This is a genomic window from Nitrospiria bacterium, assembly GCA_035498035.1.
GTDB lineage: Bacteria > Nitrospirota > Nitrospiria > JACQBZ01 > JACQBZ01 > JACQBZ01.
The window spans coordinates 13881-38724 of sequence record DATKAN010000010.1 but is presented as its reverse complement, the minus strand read 5'-3'; the positions used below and the strand labels follow the sequence as shown (position 1 = coordinate 38724).

Genomic DNA, 24844 nt, shown 5'->3' with positions numbered 1-24844 from the left:
GGTGGACTTCAAGTCCAATGCGCCGTTTCAAGATCCAGGACCCAGTTTTTATGACTGGCTTTCGTCCCAACGTCCGGACGCGCTGCCGGGAGTCCGTAAAGATTCGGAGGAAGGCGGAAGCGACCGGCCTTTGTCCGCGTTGGTGTGGCACGGGACGACCGTCCTCGCCCTGAAATACCGGGACGGGGTGATCATCGCCGGAGACCGCATGGCGACGGAAGGCTATCAGGTTTCGGCCCGTCGGATTGACAAAGTTTATAAGGTGGACGAGCATTCCGCGATCGCCATTGCCGGCGCCGCCGGACCCTGTATCGAATTGGCCCGGCTCTTTCAGACCGAGCTGGAGCATTACGAAAAATTGGAAGGCGCGGAGTTAACGACGGATGGAAAGGCGAATAAGCTGGCCCAGATGGTCAAAGGGAATCTCCCGATGGCTTTTCAGGGTTTGGTCATCATCCCGATCTTTGTCGGTTACGATTTAAAGCGGAACGAAGGACGCATTTTTAAATATGATATCACCGGCGGGCGTTACGAAGAGGCCGACTATTTTTCGACCGGGTCCGGCGGGAAAGACGCCCGCACGACGATGAAGAAATTGTATCAATCCGATATGGCCGAGAATGACGGGGTTCGGACGGCCTTGGTGGCGCTGTATGATGCGGCGGAAGAAGACATAGGAACCGGGGGGCCGGATTTGGTTCGGGGCATTTATCCAACCGTTAAAACGGTGACGGTCAAAGGCGTTATCGATATCGATGAGCGCCAGATCCGACAGATTTACGAACAGTTGATCGAAACCCGGAAGCGAGGTGCCTGAGATGGCCTTTCCGTACTACGTCTCGCCCGAACAGATGATGCAGGACAAGGCGGAGTATGCCAAAAAGGGCATCGCGAAGGGCCGGTCCATCATCGCCATGGAATATCAAGATGGAATTTTAATCGTGGCGGACAACCCCAGCACGTCTCTGAACAAGATATCGGAGATTTACGACAGCATCGCCTTTCTGGGGGCGGGAAGATACAGTGAATTTGAAAACCTTCGAAAAGCGGGTATCCGGCATGCCGATCTGAAGGGGTATATGTACAGCCGGGAGGATGTCACGGCCAAATCCCTTGCGAATGCCTACTCCCAGGCACTTGGCACGACCTTCAGTCAGGAAGTCAAGCCGCTGGAAGTTGAGATTGCCGTTGTCGCCGTGGGCGAGGGCGGGCAATCGGGCGAGATTTATCGCATTTCCTTCGATGGCAGTATCACGGATGAACGGGGTTTTACCGTGATCGGTGGACGGTCGGAAGCCATTATGCTGTTTTTAAGGGACCGCTACAAAGTGGGTGTTCCCCTGTCGGATTCGCTGAAATTATGCACCGAAGCCATGGAGAGCACCACGGGCCAGCGCCTCGCCGTCCAGAGCTTGGAGGTGGCGGTGCTGGACCGGAACCGTCAGGGCCGGAAATTCAGGCGATTGACGACCGACGAGATCACGGAGTTGCTCCCCCCCTCGGCCAGGTAATTCTCATGAGACAACGAATATTCGGACTCGAAAATGAATACGGGCTGATCTTTTCTCCGAACGGCAAGGTCTATCTGCCCGTGGAGAAAGTGCTGGGATATATCTTTGAAGGTTTGATCCCGAACAGTTGGCCTTCAAACGCCTTCCTGGTCAACGGCGCCCGATTCTACCAGGATACCGGATGCCACCCCGAATATTCCACGCCCGAGTGCGATAACATCTTCGACCTGGTCACCCACGACAAGGCGGGCGAACGCCTGGTCGAGGGCTGTCTGCCGTTGGCGGAGGAGCGGCTCAAGGAAGAGGGGCTTAACGGGGAAATTTTTATTTTCAAGAACAACACCGATTCGATGGGAAATACCTACGGCTGCCACGAGAATTACCTGATGCGACGGGATGTCGACTTCTGGAAGGTCACGGAACAGCTGATCCCTTTCTTTGTCACGCGCCAGATCTATGCGGGGGCCGGTAAACTTCTGAAGCTCTCCGGGAAAACGCACTATTTTCTTTCCCAGCGGGCCCAGCACATCCACGAAAAAACCTCGTCTTCGACCACGTCGTCGCGCAGCATCATCAATACACGGGACGAGCCCCACGCGGATGCCGAGAAGTACCGTCGCCTTCACATCATCGTCGGGGACTCGAACATGTCCGAGTTTACGACGCTGATGAAGGTCGGGGTCACCGCCGTGGTGTTGTCCATGATCGAAGAGGGCTACACCGTTCCCAACATCGAGCTGGAAGACCCCGTGAAGGCCATTCGGGAGATTTCCAGAGACACGACGCTCAAGCGGCGTGTCAAACTGGAGGACGGGCGGGAACTGACGGGGATTGAGATCCAGAGGATCTATCTGGAGCGGGCTTACGATTACCTCGCATCGACGGAGGTCGATTCCATCACCAAAGATATCGTTCAGAAATGGGAGAATATCCTGAACAAATTGGAAGAGGATCCCATGCAACTCTCCCGTCAGATCGATTGGGTGACGAAAAAAGAGCTCATGATTTCCTATATGGAAAAAAAGGACTGCGGGTGGGACGATCCCCGAATTCTTCTGATGGACCTCCAGTATCACGATGTCAATCGGTCGCGCGGCTTATACTATGTCCTGGAAAACTTGGATATGGTTGAAAGAGTGGTGGAAGAGGACGGAATTCAGATGGCCATGAACGAGCCGCCTCAAACCACGCGGGCCAAGATTCGGGGGGACTTCATCCGCTTTGCCCGTGAAAAGAACCGTTCTTATACGGTGGACTGGACTTATCTCAAGCTGAATGGATACTGGGAAGAAACCATTCTCTGCATGGATCCGTTCAGCTCGTCCGACAGGAGGGTTGAGGAATTAATCGCCGCGGCTTCCGGTCACAGATTTTCAAGGTAGCTTACCTGCCCTTTCTCGTGAGTTTCCTCCTGGTGATGTCGGGGGGAGAAACGCCCTCCTGGCCCGCCGAGACTGTATCCCAAGCGCCCGTGAAATCAAATCCGGTCTCGGTCTTCCGTATCAAACAAGGGGACCTCTTTTATTTTTCCGTTCCGGTCGGCCCCCACGCCGCATCGGTCCAGGGGGAACTCCATCATCGGACCATCCCCTTTTTTAAGGCGGAGGCCCCGGGGGAATTCGGGGCGTTGATCGGGGTTGACATGGCCGACCCTCCCTCCCGGGAGGATTTGCGGGTGAACGTTTCGATGGAGGACGGAACCGTGGAACACCGTCATTACACCGTGGAAGTCCTTCCGGTCCATTTTGCGATCCAAAAATTGACGGTTCCAAAAAACTACGTGGATCTCGACGAGGAAAGCGTCAAACGGGCCGCGGAAGAACAGGAAAAGATTTTGCAGTTGCTCGGCAAGGTGACGGCCCAGAAATATTGGGGCGGCCGGTTCATCATGCCGGTGCAGGGTGAAATCGCGGGGACATTTGGACTGAGGCGGATCATCAACGGCGAACCCCGATCGCCTCACAGCGGGGAGGACATCCACGCCCCAAAAGGGACGGCAGTCCATGCACCCAACGAGGGCGTGGTGGCATTGGTGGGGGATTTTTTCTTCAGCGGAAAAAGCATTGTGCTGGATCACGGCCTGGGACTCTACACCATGTATTTTCACCTGGATGAGGTGGACGTTAAAGAAGGCGAGAAGATCCATAAGGGAGCGGTTCTGGGTAAAGTCGGCGCCACAGGCCGTGCCACGGGACCGCATCTCCATTGGGGAATGAGGATCGACGGGGCTCGGGTCAATCCACTCTCCGTTTTGAACATTAAATGAGGTTTCCGCCTTGAACGTGGCCTTGACGATCGCCGGTTCGGATCCAACGGGAGGGGCCGGAATTCAGGCCGATCTGAGGACGTTTGCCGCTCTGAAGGTTCACGGAGCCGCCGTCGTCGCTTCCTTGACGATCCAGAACACTCTGGGGATTCAGGAGGTGGTCAAGATTCCCCCCGATCTTCTCCGAAAACAGATCACGACCCTTCTGGACGACATGCCGGTTCAAGCGGTCAAGACGGGCATGCTTCTGGACGGGGAAAGCATCGAGATCGTCGGCGAGCTTCTGAAAAAATATCGTCTCAAGGACTATGTCCTCGACCCCATCGTTCGTTCCTCCACAGGCTATCCGATCCTGAAGAAGGACGATATCGAATTTTTAAAAAAGTCATTGCTGCCGTTGGCCCTGTTGGTCACCCCCAACCTTAAAGAGGCCGAGGCCCTGACCGGACTGCCGGTCCGGACGGAGAAGGAGATGGAGCGGGCGGGAATGGAAATCCACGCGATGGGACCCCGATACGTTTTGGTCAAAGGAGGACATCTTGAAGGCGACGCCGCCCTCGATCTGCTGGTCGGGGATTCGGGGACGCAACGTTTTCGGAGGGCCCGTGTCGGCGGCCGACGCCTGCATGGCGCCGGGTGCGTTCTGTCCGCGGCCGTCACGGCCGGTTTGGCGGCCGGATTAAAGGCTCCACAAGCCGTCCGGAAAGCGAAAGGGTTTGTTCATCAGGCCATCCGGACCAGCGCGTCCGTCGGCCACGGGCGCCATCTGCTGAATTTGACCTCCGACTGAGTATCGGACGATCTTGAACCCCCATCCTGAGCGCAACTCCCGCGCACTGGGGGGTCGACGAGCGAATACGAATGTGGTCGTTTCCTGTCGGGCCGAAGAATCCCCGTCGCTCTTGGGCGGAGGGTCTTCAAAATCTGTGCTATAATTAAAAAAATTAGAGGATTCGGAAATGTTAAAGCCGGTCCCCGATCATCATCCCCTGAGACAGCTTTTCACGGACCTCACCGAGCGGACCTTTTCTCAACAATTACGATGGCCGGATCAACCGGTGGCCCATTATGTCTCCAACCTGCTGCTCGATTTCATCCACGTGGATCATCTATACCGGATTGGGGATATAAAGGGAAAGCGGTTGGAGGAAGTGGCCGGGATGTTGTTGGAAGCCGACCTGTTGCTCAATGCCGGTTCGGTCGAAAGGGAAAGGGAAGTCCATCGGCATATCGGGGACTTCACCTTGTTCATGGTCGGCCTGTTTCCGGAATTCCTGAATCGGATCAAGATCCGTCAATGGATTCACCATCCGGACTTTCTGATCGACTATGTCAAAGTCGGGAAATGTTCCTATCGGAACGTGTCCGAGTTCAATTACGGAAAATACAAGCCCTTTGCGCCGTTGTTTCGGAAACTTTCGGATAATTTTGAACTGTGCGTTATCGGATTGGGATATATCAAAGCCGCCTTGGACCATCTTCAGAATGCGGAGTTTCAGCAGGCCAAGAAAATTCTTCTGAACTGAACGGCGGAAGGATTCCGCCGGCTTTACGCCTTTTCCTTGCATTTCTAAAACGAAGGGGATATCTTCAGGACACCATCGCCGGATGGTGTCTTTTCATTTTAGGCCGACGGCGTAGAAAGGCGGTTCCAGCAAGAGTGCAACCGACGAAGAGTCACCTGGGGATCCGAATCTATTATGAAGATACCGACTGCGGCGGCGTGGTTTATTACGCCAACTATTTGCGGTACCTGGAGCGGGCCCGGACCGAACACCTTCGCGCGCGAGGGATCGAGCTTGGAGCCTGGGCCGAGAAAGGGCTGTACTTCGTCGTGACCCGTGTGGAGATCGACTACAAGGCCCCGGCGCGCTATTCGGACCTCCTGGACATTGAAACGGCCGTAACGGAAGTTTCGAGGGCCAGTCTCACCTTTTCCCACACCGTCCGGGACCAGAACGGCCGCCTCATCGCCGAGGCGATCGTGGTCTTGGTCTGCGTCTCGAACGGCCGCCCCCGGCGAATTCCCGAAGAAATCGTTTCTTCACTCTAAAGTCGGTTGAGGCCCGTTATCGGGCCAGGATGCAGGCCGCCCAGTGTCCGGAACGGATCTGGACCAGCGGAGGATCTTCCTTGAGGCAATCGGGTATTCGTTTCGGGCATCTGGAATAGAACCGGCATCCCTTTGGGAGGTTGACGGGGCTTGGAAGGTCGCCCTCCAGGAGGATCCGGTGACGCTTCACCTTCGGGTCGGGGATCGGGATGGCGGCCAGGAGGGCCTCGGTGTACGGGTGAAGCGGTTCGCGGTACAGGTCCGTCGCCGGCCCCAGTTCGACGATCCGGCCCAGATACATGACGGCCACGCGATCGCTGATATGCCGGACCATGTTAAGATCGTGCGCGATGAAGATCATGGAAAGCCCATACTCTTCCTGGATATCCTCGAGCAGGTTGATGATCTGGGCCTGAATGGAGACATCGAGAGAGGAGACCGGTTCGTCGGCCACGATGAGTTTCGGGTTCAGGGCCAGGGCGCGGGCCACTCCGATCCGCTGACGCTGTCCGCCGCTGAATTCATGGGGATAGCGGTTCACGACGTCCGGGTCCAATCCGACCTTTTCGAGCAGCTGTCGCACACGGGTCCGTCGCCCGTTCCGGTCTCCGATTCGGTGGACGATCAACGGTTCTTCGAGTGCGGCCCCGATGGTCATGCGGGGGTTGAGTGAGGCGTAAGGGTCCTGAAAGATGATCTGCATCTCGCGACGCAGGACGCGCATCCGTCGGGAGTCGGCTTTGAAAATATTTTCACTTTGAAAGAGGACCTCGCCCGACGTCGGTTCCAGCAGCCGGAGAATCAGCCGTCCGGTTGTCGACTTCCCGCAACCGCTCTCGCCGACCAGTCCGAGGATCTCTCCTCGTTGCAGATCAAAACTAATGTCGTCCACGGCATGAACCTGGAAGTCCGTCCTGGTCAATAAGCCCTCGCGGATCGGGAAATACTTTCTAAGATTTCGGACCGATAACAGGGCGGTATGGGACGATCCGGTTGCGGGTTCGTCCGGGCTGGTGGGCCGACCCGCTTCCATCACGTTTTTTCCCCCATGGCGACCCAGCATCGGACCCGGTGGCCGGGGTGAAGTTCCTCCAACGCGGGTTCTTGGCGGCTGCAGTGCGGAATGGCCACGCCGCAACGGGGAGTGAATTTACAACCCGGCAGGTTCTCGGTCCATTTGGGGACGGTTCCGGGAATCGCCCGGAGCCGTTCCCTTCGCCCCCCCGTCATATCGAATCGGGGAAGGGAGGCGAGAAGTCCCTGCGTGTAAGGGTGGAGGGGCTGCGCGAACAGCGCTTCCGTACGGGCCTCTTCGACGATGCGGCCGGCGTACATGATGGCCACTTCATGGGCGACTTCCGCGATCACGCCGAGGTCGTGCGAGATCAGCACGAGGGACATGCCGAGCCGCTCTCGGAGTTCCTCCAGGAGAACCAGGATCTGCGCTTGAATCGTGACGTCCAGGGCGGTGGTGGGTTCGTCCGCGAAAACGAGTTCGGGGTTGCACGAGATGGCCATGGCGATCATGACCCGTTGTCGCATGCCGCCGCTGAGTTGATGCGGATATTCCTTGGCGCGTTGACCGGCCGAGGGGATGCCGACCAGCTCCAGGAGTTCGATCGTGCGGTCGCGGGCGTCTTTCCGGCTCATTTTCAGATGAAGACGGAGCATTTCCGAGATCTGATTTCCAACGGTGAAGACCGGGTTGAGCGAGGTCATCGGTTCCTGGAAAATCATCGCGATCCGTTTCCCCCGGATCGCTTGCATCTCGGTTTCCTTCAAGGTCATGAGGTCGGTTCCGTTGAACCATATCTCCCCGGAAACGATTCGGCCCGGCGGCTGTGGAATGAGGCGCATCACCGAGAGGGCCGTGACCGACTTTCCGGAACCGGATTCACCGACCAGCCCCAGGACGCTTCCCGGACGGACCGTCAGATCTATTCCGTCCACGGCTTGAACGATACCTTCATCGGTATGAAATTGCGTCCGGAGATTCTTGATCCTCAGAACGGCCGGGTTCACGGGTTCCTCGGGTGAAGGAAAAGGCTATGGCTTTTTGGCCAAGTTCAGGTAAACCTGGACGGCGCGGTTGGCGGGATCGATCTTCTGCGCGGCTTTCCACTCTTGCAAGGCCAAGTCCCGTCGGTTTTGGGCGTAATAGGCGATTCCAAGGTGGATGTAGGCCGGCACATATTTGGGGCTGGCCTCTTTGGCCCGGCTGAAGGCCGCGATGGCCCGGTCCAGTTCGCCCTTCTCCCTCAGAGTCATCCCGATCTGGGTCAGAATATCCACAAAATTCGGCCGGAGCTTGACGGCCTTCTGGTACTCGTCGAGGGCTTCATCGTACCGGCCCAAATTATAATAGGCATTCCCCAGCTTTCCATGCTCGTTGGCCAGCTTGCCTTGAATAAACGGATCAAGCGACGTGGGTTCGGAACGGACCACCTTGGCCGCACGGTTGAAGACGCGTTCGGCCTCGGCGAACTTCTGAAGTTCGTTATACGTCACAACGAGGCTGAGGGCGGCATCCGTGTATTTGGGATTAATGGCCAAGGCCTTTTCAAAATATTGAGCGGCGCGCTCCAGCAGGCCTTTCTGGGAGTAGATCAAACCCAGACGGTTGAAAACGTCCGCGTACCCTTTTGAGTTTCGTTCCAGGAGCTTCAGAAACAGACGTTCCGCTTCGTCCAGACGATTTTCCTCGAAGCATTCCTGGGCGGCACGATAGACTTTTTCGAAATCGGGATCCCCGTTCATAGCCCATCCACTATAAAAGAAAAGGCCCGGGCTGTCAACAGCCCCGCGACAGGATTTTTTTCTTGATTGTCCCTGGCCCGTTCGGTAGAGTGACGGCCATGAAGATCCATGGGGCGGAGTTTGTGAAAAGCTGCGCGTCGCTTCGCGACTGTCCGACGGACGGGCTGCCCGAGATCGCTCTCGCGGGACGTTCCAATGTGGGGAAGTCGTCGCTGTTGAACTCTCTGGTGCGACATAAAGGGCTGGCCAAGACAAGCGGCACCCCGGGTAAGACGCGACTGATAAACTTTTTCAAGATCACCGTGAGCATCAAATCGCCGGCGGCCTTTTATCTCGTGGACCTGCCCGGATACGGCTACGCCAACGTTTCCCTGGCGCAACGTCAGGCCTGGGGTGACTTGGTGAATGATTATCTCAAGCACCGTCCCGCCCTTCGAGGCTTGATCGTACTGTTGGACATTCGTCTCCCGCCGAGTCTATTGGATCAGCAATTGATCACATGGATTCATTCCTGCCGACTTCGGTATATCCTGGTCGCCACAAAGTCGGATCAGATGCCCCGGGGACGTCTCGCATCCGCCCTTGGCCAGGTCAAGACCTCGTTGCCGGGTATCCCTGCTCACCAAGTCATCTTGCCTTTTTCCTCCAAGACGGGCCAGGGCCGAGATTCCCTTCTGGAAGAAATCGCCCAATTTCTGAAAGACTGATCCTTTAATCCTGCCAAATTTCGACAAAGTAGTAGGTAAGAAGTTTCCTAATTCAAATGTTCCTCTTTTAACCCAAAAAAGGGCACTAATATAACCCGTTGATTTATTACATTGAACAACCATGTACAAGAAATAGCCCTTATTTTACTGTCGGTTGGTACGTTTATTGCTCATGTATGTATTAGGAATGGACAATTTTTCATAGCCGGTGGAAGAACATGGGTAAAAAGACATACAGCCCTAAAGAAATCTGCAGACAGGCCAAAATCTCGGCCAGACAACTGGGATATTGGAAATTGATCGGGATTGTGCGGCCCGGACAGGAACTGCACGGCACAAGAATTTTCTACCGCTATACGGACCGGGATCTTGAATTGTTGCAGGCCGTTCAAAAACTCACCGAGCAAGGGTACCTTGTGAGCAAGGCCGCTGAAAAGATTAAAGCGGCCTTGGCGGGCGGAGGGGATGTTTCGGCCCGCACCTTGGTGAATTTGATCAGCCGACCGTCCTCGTCTCTGCGCGATCCGGCCACGGAGATCCTGAAAGGGATCGAGGATTTTCAGAAACGGGTTGAGGAGGAACGGGTCCGGTCGCGTCGTTTTCAATATCCGCTGACCTGTCTCGCCGTCAAAGTTGAGATTTCTCCTTTCGACAATGCGGACGGGGTGGGTGAAATCACCCGAAAGATCTTAAATACGTTGAATTCGTACAAACGCGCCTACGATACGATAGCTCAGATCGACTCCCAGGAATTCTTATGGCTGTTGTGCCAGACGACGGAGGACGGTGCGAAGCTTGTGGCCCAACGCATCCCGATTCTGTTTCCCGAGCGGGAATGGACCATCGGGAACGTCCGTTACTCGATTCGAATTAACGTGGGATTCGCGACGATGGAACCGTCGGAGGAAGAGGGAACGGGGTTCGTGGAGCGGGCGCGAAACGCATCGGGCACCGTGGTTTGAGGGGGATCGATGGATCTGGAAAACATCATCGGTGTGATGAACGCGACCGCGTTGACGATCGCCGCGTTGACGGCGGCCCTTGTGATTCTTCCGGTTGGACAGGACAGTGTCGGTGACAAGCGGGTCTGGATGATGCTGATCGGCCTGTGCCTGATATTGGCCGTCCGGGCCGTTCTCCAAATTATGGATTCCGTCTGGATCCAGGAGGTTTGCGCGTTGCTGGGGATAGGCGCGGGAATCCTCATTCCATGGATGGCATGGAAACTCCATGGCGATATCCGCCACAAAGCCGAATCGCGGAAAACGGGATGACGATGTTGAATGGACTTCGCTGGATCGAACAAGGGGTGCTCGCGCTGTCGGGCGGTGTCCTTTTTTACTTCGGGTACTGTCTGAAACGTGAAGCACGGCTCGATTTTGAGCGTCTCGGCGCGCTGGTTTTCATCCTCGCCGGTGCCTTGGGTTCGATATCGAATTTGGCCGGTCTGGTTTTCCATGGAACACCGGGATATCTGGTTGCGGCAGTCGGCCGGGAAATATTGACCCTCACTCCGTTGATCGCCATCGTATGGTTGATCAGCGGGACCTTCGGTCTGACGGCCAAGAAACTCCTCTCGCTGCAGGCCCAGGTCATAGAGACGGCCCAGTCGGCCGCGGTGAAGGATGCCGTCACGGGGATCGATAACCACCGGGCCTTCCAGAGACAGCTGGAGGAGGAAGTCGCCCGTTCCGGAAGGTATAACCGGCCACTTTCGCTGCTCATGATCGACCTGGATCATTTTAAAACCCTGAATGACACCTACGGTCATCCGGTCGGCGATGCCATTTTACGGGAATTGAGTGAGCTCATCAAACAAGGCCTTCGGACCAACGATCTTCTCGCCCGCTTTGGGGGCGAGGAATTTTCGGTCCTTCTTCCGGAAACAACCTTGGAGGGAGCCCGGGTCGTTGCGGAACGTCTACGCAACTGCGTTCTCTATCATCTCTTCAACCTGCCCGGCGGTCATCGGGCCTTCATTTCGATCAGCGTCGGGGTTGCGAATCTTCCCATCGACGCCCGGGACAAGGACGGCTTGATTGAAATGGCGGAGAAGGCCCTTTATTTTGCCAAACAGAACGGCCGGAATCGGGTGGGTCTTCACGGGGAAATGTTAAAGGCCCACTTTGCGGAAGATCAGGGCAGCCTGGAGGTCGTTCTTCGGGATTCGAAACTCAGCGTGATGCGGAATATCGGATTGGCCATCGATGCCAAAACGCCCTTTACGTTCGGCCACACCGACCAGGTGGTTCGTTTGGCCATGAGTTTTGCCAAGTTCTTGAAACTCGACCCGGCGGAGGTGGAGAGCCTTCGGATCGCAAGTTTGCTCCACAACATCGGGCTGATGAATGCGCCCGAGAATGTTTTGAACAAGCCGGGACCCTTGACCTTGGAAGAACGGAAGATCATCCAGGCGCATCCGACCCTTGCCGAGTTGTTGCTCAAAGACGCCCCCCGGTTGGACGGTGTGCTGCCCGCCATCCTTTACCATCACGAGCGTTGGGATGGGAACGGCTATCCAAAAGGTCTGCACGGGGAGGACATCCCCTTTTTGGCCCGGGTTCTGGCCATCGCCGAGGCCTATCAGGCCATGATTTCGACACGGCCGTATCGCAGACGGCTGAGCGATGATGAGGCCATCGAGGAACTGCATCAATGCGCCGGAAAACAGTTCGATCCGCAGTTGGTGCAATCCTTCGTGCAGGTTTTAAACAAAACGGGCCTTCCGCCCTGAGCGCTCAGGGCGGCCCCGGGATGGATCTCCGTTTCAAGATTATGGAACCGCTTGTCATGTCGGCCCGTCCGGAACTGGAGCGAAGCGGAAAGCCGTTTACTTCTGGCCCGGCGGGGTCTCAACCGTCGGAGTTTTTCGAATGGGGCTGTACTTGGTATCCGCTCCATAGGCCTGGTCAAACACCTCCCGGGCCCTCTTCATGTCCTTCAGTTTATAATACGAATAGCCCATGAAGTACAATGCGTTGGCGTTATCGGGATCGATAGTACTCGCCGCCTCGAACTCCTTGATCGCGTTTTTATAATCCTGCTTGAAGTAAAGCTCCAGACCGGTGTTGAAATGTTGTTTCGCCGCGTCCGCGTCGAACAACTCGTCCGCGAACACGGGAGATAACCCGATCATCGTCGTCAACAATAGGGCCCATGCGATTCGAATCATTCTGTCACCCTCCCTGCCATTCGGTTCTTTCGTTTTTTCCCCTAATATTTGATCTCAACCTGGGCGCTGGCCCGCAGATCGTTCAGCCACTTTTCATATAATTCGGCCGAACGCTCCTGATATAAGCGTTCCTGAATTTCCGGCTTGACCTCCGCGATCGGGCGGGTTTGGGGCGGAATGATCTCATCGAGCCGGAAAATGTGGGCCCCCGTGGCCGTTTTGACCGGTTCGCTGACCTCGCCGGGTTTCAAATGTTCGATCGCCTGGCGCATTTCCGGCAGCATCTGTTCCGCCTTGAGGTTGCCCAGGTCGCCGTTCGCGTTCCGATCCGGCCCTTCCGAGTATTGTTGGACGAGGGCCTGGAAATCGGCGCCGCTTTTGAGTTGGTCGGCGACATTCCGGACGGTCTGATCAAACGTCGAAGAAGTATCGAATTTTGAAACCGGGATGAAAATCTGGTGGAGGTGATACTCCATCGGCGTCCGAAAAAGGCCCGGGTGCTCCTCGTAGTACGCGCGAATATCCTGGTCGCTGAGGAGGACGCCGGACTTCACTTCACGGTTCACGAGTTTGAGGATCATGATCTGATCCTGCAGCCCTTTTTTATACTGTTCGAGGCTGGAATGCTCCTCCTCCAGCGCTTTTTGAAGGGCCGCGTCGTTCGGCATCCCGTTTTTTTGTTTTACATCATCCACCGCTTTTTGAATTTCCTCCGGTTCAACCGTGATGCCCCTCTTCTGGGCCAGCTGCAGCTGAAGTTTCTGTTCGATCAATTGTCCAAGGAGCTGCTGCTCGGAAGGGGGCGTGCGGGAGGGTGTTCCGTCCGGGGTCAGCGCCAGCAAGCCGAGGCGGGCCCGTGCGGCGGCCGATTGAAGGTCGGAGGCGGTGATGATCTCGCCGTTGACGATGGCCGCGATCCGGTCGACGGGGGCCGTGGTGCCGAACGACGGTTGGACTCCGGCCGCAAGAAAGAAGAAGCAGACGATGAGGTGTCTGAGTCGTTTAGTCATGGACCGGCTCCGGGGTGGAATCCGGTAATCCCAGCGGTTGATAAAGGATCCGATAGTTCACCGTGATCCGAACCTTCTCCTTCAGACCGGCGACCCAGGCGGCGAAGGACTGTTCACGTCGCTCCTGGGTGAGCTGGGCTCGAATTCTCTCCGCGGCTTCCGACGGGGTCATGGGTTTCGCGGGATGCCGCTCCTCCACCTTGAAGATGTGATACCCGTAGGCGGTTTTGACGATCGGGCTGATCTTCCCGACCCCCAGGGAGAAAACGATATCAAATTCTTCTGGCATATCGCCCTTGGCGAAAAAACCGAGGTCGCCGCCCTGCTCTTTATCCGGACTGAGGGAATAGCTTTTCGCCATGGAGGCGAAATCGGCCCCCTGAATCAATTGAAGGCGGATCGAACGAGCCGTTTCTTCCTTGGCCACGACGATCTGGCGCGCCCGGACCTCGTCCGGATGCACGAAATCCTTCGCGTGCTGATCGTAGTAAGTTTGAACTTCCGCGCCGGAAATCTGGATGTTTTGAGGCACGGCCTGATTGATGACCTTCTGACTCAAGAGGTCCTTTCGAAGGCGCTCCTTCCATTGTTCAAAGGTGGTCTGTTGCTGTTGAAGCATGGCCTCAAATTCTCCGGCGGCGTAATCCCCTTTGACCCGGTCGACGGCTTGCTGGAGCTCATCGGCACCGACCTCCAGCTTCAGCCTTCCGGCCTCGGCCAGGAACAGGTGTTGCTCAATCAGCTCGTTGAGCAGGTTCCGTTTGAGTTCCTTGACGGCTTCGCTGTTTTCGTCGTTCGCCCCCTCGATCTTGGCCTCTAAAAACGCGGCCTTGAACTCGTCGCGACTGATGCCGTCCTCACCGACCATCGCGACGATCGGCGAGGAGGGAAGAACGGCGTCCTTCCCGCAGCCGATGCACAGGGCCACCACGGCGTACATACAGAACGGGTTAGGGTTGAACCGCGGACGTGGGGTCATGTTTCTTTGCGACATCTTCTCCGACGGAGGCCAGCCGGGACTCCGAAATCACGATGTTGGATTCGGCGCGCAATGTTTTAACGAGGGCGTCGAACAGGGCCGTTTCTTTCTCCCGGATGATTTGCTCACGGAGCTCGTCCCGCACGTCATCGACCGAGAGGGGTTTTTGGGTGCGCCGGCTTTGAACGCGGATTATGTGATAGCCGTATGATGTCCTGACCACGTCGCTGATCTGACCCGGCTTCATTTCGAATACGACCCTGTCGAACTCCGGGAGCACCCGGCCTTTGCGCAGCAGCCCCAGATCCCCGCCCTTGTCCTTGGTGGCGGGATCGATGGAGTGCGCTTTGGCCAGCGCGGCGAAATCGGCGCCCCGGCGCAGCCGTACCAGCAAGGTCCGGGCCTCGGATTCGGTCTTGACCAGGATGTGGCTCGCCCGCGCCTCTTCGATCGGGGGAAGAGCCTCTCGATGGGCGTTGAACCGGGCCCTCAGATCCTCCTCCGTTACGTCGATTTTTTTCTCGATCAGTTCATGAAGCGCGGCGTCCAGCAACAACCGCTCCCGGAAGGATTCCACACGCTCTCCCACGGTTTTATCCCGGTCCAGATTCATCTCATGGGCCTTTTGCAGGAGCAGCTCGCGCGTGATCAATTCCCCCAGAAAATCTTTTTTCCCGTTTGGGCCGGCATAGACCGCGCGGGCCGGTTCGGACAGTTGCGACCATTTCCGATTAAATTGATCGACCGTGATCGGTATTCCGTTGACCTGGGCCAGGGTGGAATCGGGGTTCGAAAGGGAAGGGGGCGCCGACTTGTTGCAGGCCAAAAGCCCTACGGTGATGAACACGAATTTTGGTAAAGGACTTCTAAACATCCATCCTCCGCCCTCCGATGGGTTTCCTACCATATTATAGCAGGCTTTGCAAGTAATTTCTAAGGGTCGAAAAGAGCGTCGGCCATTCGGCCTGTTCCGATTCGCCGAGCCGCAGTCGCACGCTGAATTCGGAAACGACCCGGAGGCGTCCCGAAGCGTCCGACAGGTGCCGGCGGACCTGGGCCTCCGTCAGCGGGTGGGCCGGGTCGAAGGCGATATGAATCCCGTCGCTCCTCGAATCGAGCGAAAGGATTTTCAGCTTCCGGGCCAGCGCCTTGATCTGGACGGCCTGCAAGAGCCGCTCCACCGGGTCCGGAGGGGCCCCGTAACGGTCTTCCAATTCGGCTCGGAACGCGGCCAGGTCGGCTTCGGTTTTGAGATCCGAGAGCCGCCGATACACGGCCAGGCGTTGATAGGTGTCCGGCATGTAGGTCTCTGGAATATACGCCGAAACCTTGAGATTCAGGGTCGGCTCGTTCTCGGCTTCGGCCGGTTCGCCCTTGAGGTCCTTCACGCATTCCTCGATCAACTGGAGATAAAAGTCGAAGCCGACCGCCGCGATGTGGCCGGACTGCTGTTTGCCGAGGAAGTTTCCGGCGCCCCGAATTTCCAGGTCTCGCGCCGCGATCCGGAACCCGGCGCCCAGCTCGCAGAATTCCTGGATGGCCTGGATGCGGGCCCGGGCTTCCTCGGTCAGGCCGCGATCGGAGGGGACGAGGAGATAGGCGAAGGCCTGATGACCCGACCGTCCCACGCGTCCCCGGAGCTGATAGAGGTCGGACAGGCCGAAGCGGTGTGCGTCGTTGATCAGGATGGTGTTTGCGGTGGGGATGTCGAGTCCCGACTCGATGATCGTCGTGGTCAGGAGGACGTTCGTTTCCTGATGCACGAATTTCCACATCACCTGCTCCAGTTCCCGTCCGTGCATTTGACCGTGCGCCACCGCCAGCCTCGCCTCCGGGACGAGCTCCCGGAGGAACTGCCCCAGCCGCTCGATGTCCTGAACGCGGTTATGGACGAAAAAGACCTGTCCGCCCCGCGCCAATTCCCGGAGGATGGCGTTCCGAATCACCGAACGGTCGAAGCGCGTCAGGATCGTTCGGACGGCGAGGCGATCGGCCGGTGGGGTGTCGATGATCGAGAGTTCGCGGATCCCGGTCAGGGCCATCTGGAGCGTTCGGGGGATGGGCGTCGCGCTTAGGGTCAGGGTGTCCACCGTCTTTCGGAGCTGCTTGAGTTTTTCCTTATGGCCGACCCCGAACCGCTGTTCTTCGTCCACGATCAGCAGTCCGAGATCGTGGAAGACGACGTCCTTTTGGAGGAGGCGGTGGGTCCCGATCGCGATATCCACGCGGCCGGCCGCCAGATCCGACAGGACCGCCTTCTGTTCTTTCGGGGTGCGAAACCGGCTGAGCGTTTCGACGCGGACCGGAAACGGCGCGAACCGTTCGCGAAAGGTCTCCCCGTGCTGCTGCGCCAGCAGGGTCGTCGGCACCAGGACCGCGACCTGTTTGCCGTCGATCACCGCCATGAAGGCGGCCCGCATCGCCACCTCGGTCTTCCCGTAGCCGACATCGCCGCAGATCAGCCGGTCCATCGGCCGGGACTCTTCCATGTCTTTATGGATTTCCTCGATCGCCCTGAGCTGGTCGGGGGTCTCTTCATAGGCGAAGGCGGCATCGAATTCCCGGCCGAGCGCGGCGTTTTTTGAAAAGGAATGGCCCGGGGTCGTCTCTCGCACCGCGTAGAGTTCCACGATTTCCTTCGCGATCGTCTCGACGGCCTTCTTGACGCGTCGCGTGGTCCGCGCCCAGGTGACGCCCCCCAGACGATCCAGCTTGGGTCGGTGGCCCTCGACGCCGGTATACTTCTGAACGAGGTTCAGGCGGTCGACGGGGAGGTAGAGGGTGTCGCCCCCCCGGTAACGAAGGATCATGAAATCGCTTTCATAGCCCTGGATCGAGAGTCTTTTCAGGCCCTCGTAGCGCGCGATGCCGTGTTGCGCGTGGACGAGATAATCCCCTTCTTCCATGTCCTCCAGCGAGGCGAGGAACTGGGCCCGTTTGAGTTTCGGCGCCGGGCGGTGTTTGGCGGTCTTGCCGAAAAGGTCCTCGTCCGTCAGGAGGGCGAGACGGTTTTGAAGGTCGATGAAGCCCGACGAAATCGCGCCGACCGCGACGGTGAACGGGAGGATCGAATCGGGCCCGGGCGGCGGTGGAAAGGTCGGGCCCGGCAGGGTCTCGGCCGGCAGATCATGTTCGCGAAACAGCGCCGTCAGCCTTTCGCTTTGGACCGGGGTCTTGCCGACGAAAATGACGCGGGCCTTACGTCTCAGGTCGTCCGCCGTCTTGAGCGCGGAGGAAAAAGGCGTCCCTCTCACGCCCAGGCCCAGGCTCTCGGGCGAACGCGTCGAGAAGGCCAGCCGGTCCCGTTCCGAGTCCGTTTCGAAATGGCTTGTTTCGAGAAGAATGGACGGCCCCGATTGCAGATGCCGGTTCAACTCCTCCGATGTGAGATAGCGTTGAAGCGCGGTCCGTCGGTCGGCCGGCAGGGAGGACCGGGCCAGGCGGACCTCGGAATCAAATTCTTCCATAAGGTCCTGGATCTGGCCGGGCTCGTCCAGCACCCGGTGCGTACCGGTTGGAAGATAGTCCATCACGGTGGCGTTGGCTTCGTCGGTCGGTTCGCGGGCCGGAAGAATGCCGACGAACCCTTGTGCCGCGGCGGAGCGCTGGGTCTCGGGATCGAAGAACCGGATCGACTCGACCTGATCGCCCGCCCATTCGATTCGAACCGGCTCGCGGTCCGCGGTCGAGAACAGGTCGAGGATTCCGCCGCGCACGCTGAATTCCCCCGGATGTTCGACGCGGTCGGTCCGGGTATAACCGAGATCGACCAGGGATTCGATCAGGCCGTCCCGGTCGGCCGATTGTCCGGCGGACAAGGAGAGGACGGCCTCGCGCAGCGAGACGGGAGTCCTCACGCGCTGCATCGCGGCCGCTACGGAGGCCACCAAAAGGACCGGCCGTCCGGCCCGACCGGGATCGGCCTTGGCCATCCCGTACAGGGCCCGCATCCGTTCGCGAACCAGGTCGGGATGGGGTGCGGTCAACTCATAGGGAAGAATTTCCGGGGATGGAAACAGGATCGGCTCATCGGCGGGGCGGCCCAGCCATTGGTACCAGCAGACCAGGTCCTGATGAAACGATTCCGCCTGCGCGTCTGTCGCGGTCAGGACGAAAAGCGGGAGGTTGGTCTCATGAAGGATCCCCGCGACCACGGCCGATTTGGCCGAACCCCAAAGTCCGGAGAAGACCATCCGGGGTCGTCCGGTCTGTATCCGTTTCAGTGCGGGGGTTATCAGGGGTTGTAGAAAGGAGGGTTGTTTTACCTCTGTAGACTTGGATTCTTTCATGCGCCGTCATTGAGCGGGTCCTGTCCTTCGGCAGCCCCATCGTGCTCGTCACCCCGCCCGGTGTAGGAACCCCGGCTGCGCGCGATGGGGCGCCCCGCCTTCGGCCACCCGCTTGTTAGAGTTTCAAAATCTTTTCAATCAGCCGCGTGGTGGATACGCCCTTGACCAGCGGGACCCGCCGGACCCGGCCTCCGCGACGTTCGACCGCCTCCCGGCCGATGATCTTATTGTGACCCCAATCGCTGCCTTTGATCAAGACATCCGGTTGCAACGCCGTGATCACCGCAAGGGGATCCGGCTCGCTGAAGATCGTGACGTAGTCCACGCAGGACAGGGCCGCGAGAAGCTCGGCCCGTTCGGCCTGCGGGAGCAGGGGGCGGGGAGGCCCTTTGATCGCCCTGACCGACCGGTCGCTGTTGATCCCGACCACCAAGCGGTCGCCCTGCCGTCGGGCTCGCTGGAGATATCGGAGGTGGCCGATATGGAGCAGATCGAAGCAGCCGTTTGTGAATACGATCCGTTCACCCCGCTTCCGCAGACGGCCCAGGATCGTTTTCAATTGACGAACGGTCTTGACTTTCGATCGGGGTGAAGATCGAACACGGAAAGAGGACCGGGTCATGACGATCGACGGATCCGCTCGATGATCCCGGCCGCCAGAAGCGGCACCATGATCTCGTGATGGCCGGTGATCGAGTAGCCTTTCCCCCCGTTCCGGGTCGGGCGGCGGACGACGTTGGTCAGGGGGCGGTACTGCTGAATGAAGTCGAGATTCACGGTCGTGAAACGGTCGACGGTGTGGCCGAGATTCCGGACCAGCGTCAGGGCCTTCAGGAAGACCTCGGGCAGGATCACGGCGGAGCCGATATTGAGATAGACGCCGTCCTCCAGCCGCGCGACGACGGCGCAGAGACGTTTGAAGTCGAGCAGCGATCCCTCGCCCAGCGCGGCCCCGCTGACGGACGGGTGCATATGGATGATGTCCGTGCCGACGGCCACATGCACCGTCACGGGAATGTCCAGACGGTCGGCGGCGGCCAGGAGGCTGAACTTTTTGTTCGGGGCGTCGGAATGATTGAGCCACTGTCCGACGGCCGCGCCGATTCCGAGCCCCTGTTGGACGCCCTTGATGATCGCCTCGTTGAGGTCGCGTCCCGTCTCCTCGGCCATGCCGAAGGCCCCGCTGCCGAGCTGCTCCTCCACGTCCTCGGAGGTTTTCCCGGCCAGGGCCAGTTCGTAGTCGTGGATGATCACGGCCCCGTTCACGGCCATCGCGGAGATCACGCCGTGCTCCATCAGGTCGATCAGGATGGGGTTCAGCCCGACCTTCGTCAGATGGGCGCCCATGCCGACGATGATCGGTCGTTTCTTCCGATGGGCCTGGACGACGGCCTCGATCACGGCCTTGAGATCCTTGGCCGCGAGGATATCCGGCAGGGAATCGATGAACGGCGCGATCCGGTCCTGGCCGCGATATGGGCGGCCGAACTCCCGGATCGAGACCTTGCTCTTTCGGTTTTTGAGGGGATAGGTCCGAACGCCGGAAAAATCGATCCGGTCGTCTTTTCTTCGCTCTTTCTTTTTCACGGAGGTTTCCTTGCCTTCGCGGGTCCTGTCCTTCGGCAGCCCCACCGTGCTCGCCACCCCGCCCGGTGTAGGGACCCCGGCTGCGCGCGGATGGGGCGCCCCGCCTCCGGCCACCCGTTCAGGTTTATTCGCTGAAGGCCTCTTCGACCAGCCGGCAGATCACGTGGCCGAGGGTGATATGGGTTTCCTGGATGCGGGCCGTGACCGGGGACGGGACGATGAAGGCATGTTCGACCCGCTTCGCCAACAACCCGCCGTCGCCGCCGGTGAATCCGATCGTGGCCATGCCGATCTTGCGCGCGGTCTCGACGCCTTTTAAAACGTTGGGCGATTTTCCGGAAGTTGAGATGGCGATCGCGATGTCGCCTTTTTGTCCCAGCGCCTCAATCTGCCGCGCGAAGATCTCTGAGAAATCGGAATCATTGCCGATGCTCGTGATCACGGACGGATCCGTTGTCAGCGCGATCGCCGGCAGCGCCCGGCGGTTTTGGGTGTATCGGTTGACCAACTCGGCCGCGAGATGGGAGGCGTCGGTCGCGCTGCCTCCGTTTCCGAAGAGGAGGATTTTCCGGCCCTGCTTGAGTGCGGCGATGATCCGCTCGGTCGTCTGGGCGATCAGGTCGGCCGACTCCTCGACGAAGAGCCGCTTCACCTCGGCGCTTTCCAAAAACTCTTCTTTGATCTTGGATTTCATCATGGGGGCGATAGCGCATTATAGATTCAGGGGCGGGGATTGTCAAGGAAGCGGGAAGGCTGAAAATACCCCGTGCGCGTCGCTGAAGGAGCGGTCGGGATCTGGATTACATCTTCCTGACCGCTGCGTAGGCCGCTTTGATCGTCTTTTCGATATCGGCGTCGGTATGCGCCGTTGAGAGAAACGCGGCCTCGAACTGGGAGGGCGCCAGGTAGATCCCCGCGTCGAGCATCGCGGTAAAAAATTTCGCGTAGCCTTTGGTGTCGGAGGTCTTGGCCGAGGCAAAGTCCGTCACGATCCGGTCCGTGAAGAACAGGGTCATCAGCGAGGCGAAGCGCGACCCGAAAACCGCGACGCCGGCTTTTTTGGCGGCGTCGGTCAGCCCGTTCGATAAATGCTCCGACCGCTCTTCGAGTTTCCGGTAGACGCCCGGCCGACTCAGAAGCTTGAGGGTCTCGATCCCGGCCGTCACGGCCAGCGGATTGCCCGAGAGCGTTCCGGCCTGATAGACCGGTCCCAACGGCGCGATCCGCTCCATGATCTCCCGCTTTCCCCCGTAGGCCCCGACCGGCAGGCCCCCGCCGATGATCTTACCCAGGCAGGTGAGATCCGGAATCACCCCGAGCCGCTCCTGGGCCCCGCCGAACGCGACGCGAAAGCCGGTGATCACCTCGTCGAAAATCAGGAGGCTGTCGTACTGCCGCGTGATGTCGCGCAGGCCCTGCAGGAAAAAATCCTTGGGCGGGACGACGCCCATGTTGGCCGCGACCGGCTCCACGATCAGGCCGGCGATCTCCCGCCCGTGTTGATCAAAAATCTTTCGGACGGCCGAAAGATCGTTATAGGGGGCGGTGAGGGTGTGCTTGGCCAGATCGGCCGGAACACCGGGACTGTCGGGCACTCCCAGCGTGGCAAGGCCCGAACCGGCCTTCACCAGCAGGCTGTCGGCGTGGCCGTGATAGCAGCCGTCGAATTTGAGGATCTTGTCGCGGCCGGTGAAACCCCTCGCGAGCCGGATGGCCGACATCGCGGCCTCGGTTCCGGAGGAGACCAGCCGGGTCAATTCCATCGACGGAAAGGCCTTCCGGATCATCCCGGCCAGGCGGACCTCCAGCCCGGTCGGAGCGCCGTAACTCGTGCCCTTGGTCGCGGCCGCCCGGATGGCCCGGATGACCTGCGGATGGGCGTGGCCCAGGATCATCGGGCCCCAGGACAGGACGTAATCCAGGTAAGCGTTACCGTCCGCATCCCAGATCTTCGCCCCCCGGCCCTTCGCGATGAAAAGCGGCTGTCCGCCCACCGCTTTGAAGGCCCGGACGGGGCTGTTCACGCCGCCGGGAATCAGACGCTGGGATTGTTCGAAGAGTTGCGCGGATCGTGTGCGTTTCATCGGTGGAAAGGTATTGTAGGGCGTAGGAATCGCGCTGTCAAGCAGGCCGGCCCGGACGCCGTTGAAAGACCGGGGGGGGGCGGATGACGGAAGCGCATGATATCCCTGATCTCGTTGACCTCTTGACGCATCGGCGGATGAACTATATATTTGATATATAATCGCGTGTCGGCTTCATGGATGAAAACCCCTCTTCCTGTTCAGGAAGATGGGGTTTTTTAGTGTGTTCATCGGAGAAGGCGGATGGGGGCCGGAAACGGACGGATCGGCCAGATCAAGGCTCGCGATCGCCATTTATGGTTGATATCGATCTCCGTGATCGTGGCCCTGACCTTGACGATCATCACCATCTACGCGCCGGATCTGATGGGCATCCCCATGGCGCCGAGCCGGGCCGAACTGTCCACCTACCTGTCCGGTCTGGCGGTCCTGATCTGTCTGTTCTGTCTTTACGTAATTCAGGCCCACGCCCGCCTGGACCGTTTAAGAGACGAGCTCGTCGAGAAAGAACAGGAAAAGACCGAGGTTCAGAGGCTGCTCCGGGAGGTCGAAGAGCGATCCAACGAACACCTCAAGACGAAGGAAGCGCTTGAAAGAGAGATGGCCGAGCGGAAGCAGGCCGAGGAACGGGTGGTGTATCTCGCGTACCACGACGGCCTGACCGATCTGCCCAATCGCCGGCTCTTTGAAGACCGTCTCGGGCAGGAATTGAGCCGGCTGCGATGGCGCAAGCGGGTGATGGCCGTCCTTTTTCTCGACATCGACCGCTTCAAACAGTTTAACGACCACCTCGGCCATCATGTCGGGGACGCGCTGCTGGTGGCCTTTTCGGAACGGCTGAAGCTCTGTCTTCGTCCGGGCGACACGGTCGCGCGGCTGGGCGGGGACGAGTTTGCGATCCTGCTGACCGACCTGGCCCGGGAAGGGGATGTCTCCCTTATCATTCAAAAGATCCTCGACTCCCTGATCAAGCCGATCAACGTTGAAGGGAGCGATCTCTCCGTCACGACCAGCATCGGCGTCAGTCTCTCTCCCAAAGACGGGGAGGATACCTCCACGCTGCTGAAGACGGCGGACATGGCGATGTACCGGGCCAAGGAGGAGGGCGGAAACAGCTTTCAATATTATGATCCGGTTTTTCAAAAACAGCGGAGCGAGTGGCTTTCCTTGGAGAGTGCGCTTCGACTGGCCTTGGAGCGCCAGGAGTTCCTCCTGCACTATCAGCCGCAGGTCGATCTCGATTCGGGGCGGGTCGTCGGGGTCGAGGCCCTGGTCCGTTGGAGGCATCCGGAGAAGGGCCTCATTTCCCCCGGAAAATTCATTCCCCTGGCGGAGGAAACGGGACTGATCATCCCGATCGGGGAATGGGTTCTTCGGACCGCTTGCGCCCAGGCCGTGGTCTGGCGTTCCGGAGGGTTCAAAGACCTTCGGATCTCGGTGAATTTGTCCCCCCGCCAGTTCCGGCAGAAGAATTTGATCGAGACGGTCGGCCGCGTCCTGAAGGAAACCGGGATCGAGCCCCGTTGCGTTGAGCTGGAGTTGACCGAAAGCATCATGCAGAATGCCGAGACGTCGGTCAAGGCGCTCCGCCGGCTGAAAGCGATGGGATTGGAGATATCGATCGACGATTTCGGAATGGGCTATTCCTCTTTGAGCTACCTCAAGCGTTTCCCGATCAACACGCTGAAGATCGATCAGGCCTTTATCCATCATCTCACTGACGACCCCGATGATCCCCTCATCGTGACCGCGATCATCACGCTGGCCCACAACCTCCGTCTGAAAGCGATTGCGGAGGGGGTGGAGACGGCCGATCAGCTCAAACTGCTTCGGCTGCTTCGCTGCGACCTCATTCAAGGTTATTACTTCAGCCAACCCTTGCCGGCGGATGAGATGTCCGGGCTTTTGGCCGAAGACCGCCGGTTGTCGTGAATGGGTCCGCGGCGGGTCATCGGGATGACGATCCTCGCGCTTGTGTTCCTGGCGGGCTGCGCCGGGAACCCTCCCCGCGCGGATTTTCCACGGCATCCAAAGGATGACGAACGATCGTTCACGCCGGCTCAGTCCGAGGTGATCAAGACCGCGCGTTCTCTTTTGGGCCGTCCGTACCGCTTCGGAGGGACGACGCCGGAAGGGTTTGACTGCAGCGGGTTCGTGGGCTACGTCTATCGGCGGGCGGCCCGTCTCGCCCTTCCCCGCGAGACGCATGAATTGGTCCATTCCGGAAAACCGGTTTCGGTCGCCGAGATCGCGCCGGCCGACCTGGTCTATTTCAAGATCGAGCACCAGAAGCCGCTTCACGTGGGAATTTATATCGGCGACGGAAAATTCATCCATGCCCCCAGCGCCCGCGGGCATGTCAATATCCAGAATCTCGGGGAAGAATACTGGCGGGATCGCTACCTCGGCGCGCGTCGGCTGCTCTGAAC

The 24844-nt window shown here is 58.8% G+C and carries 25 protein-coding genes; 13 read left to right on the top strand and 12 right to left on the bottom strand.

Annotated features, from left to right (window positions below):
• Position 1 precedes the first annotated feature (1 nt).
• The 7 genes from prcB to ybgC all read left to right on the top strand — a co-directional run bounded on the left by prcB (position 2) and on the right by ybgC (position 5830).
• On the top strand, positions 2-817 hold the full coding sequence (prcB, locus tag VMN77_01360; protein HTN42428.1) for a proteasome subunit beta: 816 nt from the start codon (positions 2-4) through the stop codon (positions 815-817).
• Between the two features lies 1 nt (position 818).
• Entirely contained in the window at positions 819-1511 is a 693-nt protein-coding gene (gene prcA, locus VMN77_01355) for a proteasome subunit alpha (GenBank protein ID HTN42427.1), read from the top strand.
• A 5-nt stretch (positions 1512-1516) separates the two neighbouring features.
• A complete protein-coding gene (gene pafA / locus VMN77_01350) occupies positions 1517-2893 on the top strand; it encodes a Pup--protein ligase (protein ID HTN42426.1) in 1377 nt (458 codons plus the stop codon).
• Between the two features lie 89 nt (positions 2894-2982).
• A complete protein-coding gene (locus VMN77_01345; protein HTN42425.1) occupies positions 2983-3777 on the top strand; it encodes a M23 family metallopeptidase in 795 nt (264 codons plus the stop codon).
• Between the two features lie 16 nt (positions 3778-3793).
• A complete protein-coding gene (gene thiD, locus VMN77_01340) occupies positions 3794-4567 on the top strand; it encodes a bifunctional hydroxymethylpyrimidine kinase/phosphomethylpyrimidine kinase (GenBank protein HTN42424.1) in 774 nt (257 codons plus the stop codon).
• Between the two features lie 169 nt (positions 4568-4736).
• The gene (locus tag VMN77_01335) at positions 4737-5303 is read left to right on the top strand and encodes a hypothetical protein (GenBank protein ID HTN42423.1); all 567 of its coding nucleotides are present in this window, start codon (positions 4737-4739) and stop codon (positions 5301-5303) included.
• A 134-nt stretch (positions 5304-5437) separates the two neighbouring features.
• Positions 5438-5830 (top strand): tol-pal system-associated acyl-CoA thioesterase, encoded by a 393-nt coding sequence (gene ybgC / locus VMN77_01330; protein HTN42422.1) that lies wholly within the window; start codon positions 5438-5440, stop codon positions 5828-5830.
• A gap of 16 nt (positions 5831-5846) precedes the next feature.
• Here ybgC and VMN77_01325 read toward each other — a convergent pair whose 3' ends face one another.
• Genes VMN77_01325 through VMN77_01315 form a run of 3 tightly spaced genes read right to left on the bottom strand, consistent with a single transcriptional unit; the run spans position 5847 to position 8587 of the window.
• Complete coding sequence (locus VMN77_01325; GenBank protein HTN42421.1) at positions 5847-6863, bottom strand: ABC transporter ATP-binding protein; 1017 nt, start codon at positions 6861-6863, stop codon at positions 5847-5849.
• Complete coding sequence (locus VMN77_01320) at positions 6863-7852, bottom strand: ABC transporter ATP-binding protein (GenBank protein HTN42420.1); 990 nt, start codon at positions 7850-7852, stop codon at positions 6863-6865. The genes VMN77_01325 and VMN77_01320 overlap by 1 nt, the downstream gene beginning before the upstream one ends.
• Positions 7853-7876: 24 nt before the next feature.
• Positions 7877-8587 (bottom strand): tetratricopeptide repeat protein, encoded by a 711-nt coding sequence (locus VMN77_01315; GenBank protein HTN42419.1) that lies wholly within the window; start codon positions 8585-8587, stop codon positions 7877-7879.
• Between the two features lie 98 nt (positions 8588-8685).
• On the opposite strand from VMN77_01315, the gene yihA reads away from it, so the two are divergent.
• The 4 genes from yihA (at position 8686) to VMN77_01295 (ending at position 12028) form a co-directional block, all read left to right on the top strand.
• Entirely contained in the window at positions 8686-9294 is a 609-nt protein-coding gene (yihA, locus tag VMN77_01310) for a ribosome biogenesis GTP-binding protein YihA/YsxC (protein ID HTN42418.1), read from the top strand.
• Positions 9295-9512: 218 nt separating this feature from the next.
• Entirely contained in the window at positions 9513-10256 is a 744-nt protein-coding gene (locus tag VMN77_01305) for a MerR family transcriptional regulator (GenBank protein HTN42417.1), read from the top strand.
• A 9-nt stretch (positions 10257-10265) separates the two neighbouring features.
• Positions 10266-10568, top strand: coding sequence for a hypothetical protein (locus VMN77_01300; protein ID HTN42416.1), 303 nt, complete (start codon positions 10266-10268; stop codon positions 10566-10568).
• Positions 10565-12028, top strand: a complete 1464-nt coding sequence (locus VMN77_01295; protein ID HTN42415.1) for a diguanylate cyclase — start codon at positions 10565-10567, stop codon at positions 12026-12028. The genes VMN77_01300 and VMN77_01295 overlap by 4 nt, the downstream gene beginning before the upstream one ends.
• A gap of 96 nt (positions 12029-12124) precedes the next feature.
• Here the strand turns inward: VMN77_01295 and VMN77_01290 are convergent, their stop codons facing one another.
• From VMN77_01290 to hemL, 9 genes are all read right to left on the bottom strand, one after another.
• Complete coding sequence (locus VMN77_01290; protein HTN42414.1) at positions 12125-12466, bottom strand: tetratricopeptide repeat protein; 342 nt, start codon at positions 12464-12466, stop codon at positions 12125-12127.
• A 41-nt stretch (positions 12467-12507) separates the two neighbouring features.
• On the bottom strand, positions 12508-13476 hold the full coding sequence (locus VMN77_01285) for a peptidyl-prolyl cis-trans isomerase (protein ID HTN42413.1): 969 nt from the start codon (positions 13474-13476) through the stop codon (positions 12508-12510).
• The gene (locus VMN77_01280; GenBank protein ID HTN42412.1) at positions 13469-14455 is read right to left on the bottom strand and encodes a peptidyl-prolyl cis-trans isomerase; all 987 of its coding nucleotides are present in this window, start codon (positions 14453-14455) and stop codon (positions 13469-13471) included. Before VMN77_01280 ends, VMN77_01285 begins: the two co-directional genes overlap by 8 nt.
• Positions 14427-15329 carry a peptidylprolyl isomerase gene (locus VMN77_01275; protein HTN42411.1) on the bottom strand — a complete coding sequence of 301 codons (903 nt, stop codon included), beginning with the start codon at positions 15327-15329 and terminating at the stop codon, positions 14427-14429. Before VMN77_01275 ends, VMN77_01280 begins: the two co-directional genes overlap by 29 nt.
• Positions 15330-15363: 34 nt before the next feature.
• The gene (gene mfd / locus VMN77_01270; GenBank protein ID HTN42410.1) at positions 15364-18648 is read right to left on the bottom strand and encodes a transcription-repair coupling factor; all 3285 of its coding nucleotides are present in this window, start codon (positions 18646-18648) and stop codon (positions 15364-15366) included.
• 211 nt (positions 18649-18859) lie between these two features.
• Positions 18860-19366 (bottom strand): D-glycero-beta-D-manno-heptose 1-phosphate adenylyltransferase, encoded by a 507-nt coding sequence (gene rfaE2, locus VMN77_01265; protein ID HTN42409.1) that lies wholly within the window; start codon positions 19364-19366, stop codon positions 18860-18862.
• Positions 19363-20331 carry a hypothetical protein gene (locus VMN77_01260; protein ID HTN42408.1) on the bottom strand — a complete coding sequence of 323 codons (969 nt, stop codon included), beginning with the start codon at positions 20329-20331 and terminating at the stop codon, positions 19363-19365. The genes rfaE2 and VMN77_01260 overlap by 4 nt, the downstream gene beginning before the upstream one ends.
• Before the next feature lie 124 nt (positions 20332-20455).
• Positions 20456-21028, bottom strand: a complete 573-nt coding sequence (locus VMN77_01255; protein HTN42407.1) for a D-sedoheptulose 7-phosphate isomerase — start codon at positions 21026-21028, stop codon at positions 20456-20458.
• Positions 21029-21131: 103 nt separating this feature from the next.
• Positions 21132-22415, bottom strand: coding sequence for a glutamate-1-semialdehyde 2,1-aminomutase (hemL, locus tag VMN77_01250; protein HTN42406.1), 1284 nt, complete (start codon positions 22413-22415; stop codon positions 21132-21134).
• A 243-nt stretch (positions 22416-22658) separates the two neighbouring features.
• On the opposite strand from hemL, the gene VMN77_01245 reads away from it, so the two are divergent.
• A complete protein-coding gene (locus VMN77_01245; GenBank protein ID HTN42405.1) occupies positions 22659-24347 on the top strand; it encodes an EAL domain-containing protein in 1689 nt (562 codons plus the stop codon).
• Positions 24348-24842 (top strand): C40 family peptidase, encoded by a 495-nt coding sequence (locus tag VMN77_01240; protein HTN42404.1) that lies wholly within the window; start codon positions 24348-24350, stop codon positions 24840-24842. It abuts the gene before it with no gap.
• Positions 24843-24844: the final 2 nt, after the last annotated feature.

Excerpts from the sequence above, each read along its gene's own strand:
- prcA (HTN42427.1), top strand. The coding sequence starts at position 819 with ATGGCCTTTCCGTACTACGTCTCGCCCGAACAGATGATGCAGGACAAG.
- pafA (HTN42426.1), top strand. The coding sequence starts at position 1,517 with ATGAGACAACGAATATTCGGACTCGAAAATGAATACGGGCTGATCTTT.
- VMN77_01335 (HTN42423.1), top strand. The coding sequence starts at position 4,737 with ATGTTAAAGCCGGTCCCCGATCATCATCCCCTGAGACAGCTTTTCACG.
- VMN77_01325 (HTN42421.1), bottom strand. The coding sequence starts at position 6,863 with ATGGAAGCGGGTCGGCCCACCAGCCCGGACGAACCCGCAACCGGATCG.
- VMN77_01315 (HTN42419.1), bottom strand. The coding sequence starts at position 8,587 with ATGAACGGGGATCCCGATTTCGAAAAAGTCTATCGTGCCGCCCAGGAA.
- yihA (HTN42418.1), top strand. The coding sequence starts at position 8,686 with ATGAAGATCCATGGGGCGGAGTTTGTGAAAAGCTGCGCGTCGCTTCGC.
- VMN77_01305 (HTN42417.1), top strand. The coding sequence starts at position 9,513 with ATGGGTAAAAAGACATACAGCCCTAAAGAAATCTGCAGACAGGCCAAA.
- VMN77_01300 (HTN42416.1), top strand. The coding sequence starts at position 10,266 with ATGGATCTGGAAAACATCATCGGTGTGATGAACGCGACCGCGTTGACG.
- VMN77_01295 (HTN42415.1), top strand. The coding sequence starts at position 10,565 with ATGACGATGTTGAATGGACTTCGCTGGATCGAACAAGGGGTGCTCGCG.
- VMN77_01290 (HTN42414.1), bottom strand. The coding sequence starts at position 12,466 with ATGATTCGAATCGCATGGGCCCTATTGTTGACGACGATGATCGGGTTA.
- VMN77_01285 (HTN42413.1), bottom strand. The coding sequence starts at position 13,476 with ATGACTAAACGACTCAGACACCTCATCGTCTGCTTCTTCTTTCTTGCG.
- VMN77_01280 (HTN42412.1), bottom strand. The coding sequence starts at position 14,455 with ATGACCCCACGTCCGCGGTTCAACCCTAACCCGTTCTGTATGTACGCC.
- VMN77_01275 (HTN42411.1), bottom strand. The coding sequence starts at position 15,329 with ATGTTTAGAAGTCCTTTACCAAAATTCGTGTTCATCACCGTAGGGCTT.
- mfd (HTN42410.1), bottom strand. The coding sequence starts at position 18,648 with ATGGTCTTCTCCGGACTTTGGGGTTCGGCCAAATCGGCCGTGGTCGCG.
- rfaE2 (HTN42409.1), bottom strand. The coding sequence starts at position 19,366 with ATGACCCGGTCCTCTTTCCGTGTTCGATCTTCACCCCGATCGAAAGTC.
- VMN77_01255 (HTN42407.1), bottom strand. The coding sequence starts at position 21,028 with ATGATGAAATCCAAGATCAAAGAAGAGTTTTTGGAAAGCGCCGAGGTG.
- hemL (HTN42406.1), bottom strand. The coding sequence starts at position 22,415 with ATGAAACGCACACGATCCGCGCAACTCTTCGAACAATCCCAGCGTCTG.
- VMN77_01245 (HTN42405.1), top strand. The coding sequence starts at position 22,659 with ATGGGGGCCGGAAACGGACGGATCGGCCAGATCAAGGCTCGCGATCGC.
- VMN77_01240 (HTN42404.1), top strand. The coding sequence starts at position 24,348 with ATGGGTCCGCGGCGGGTCATCGGGATGACGATCCTCGCGCTTGTGTTC.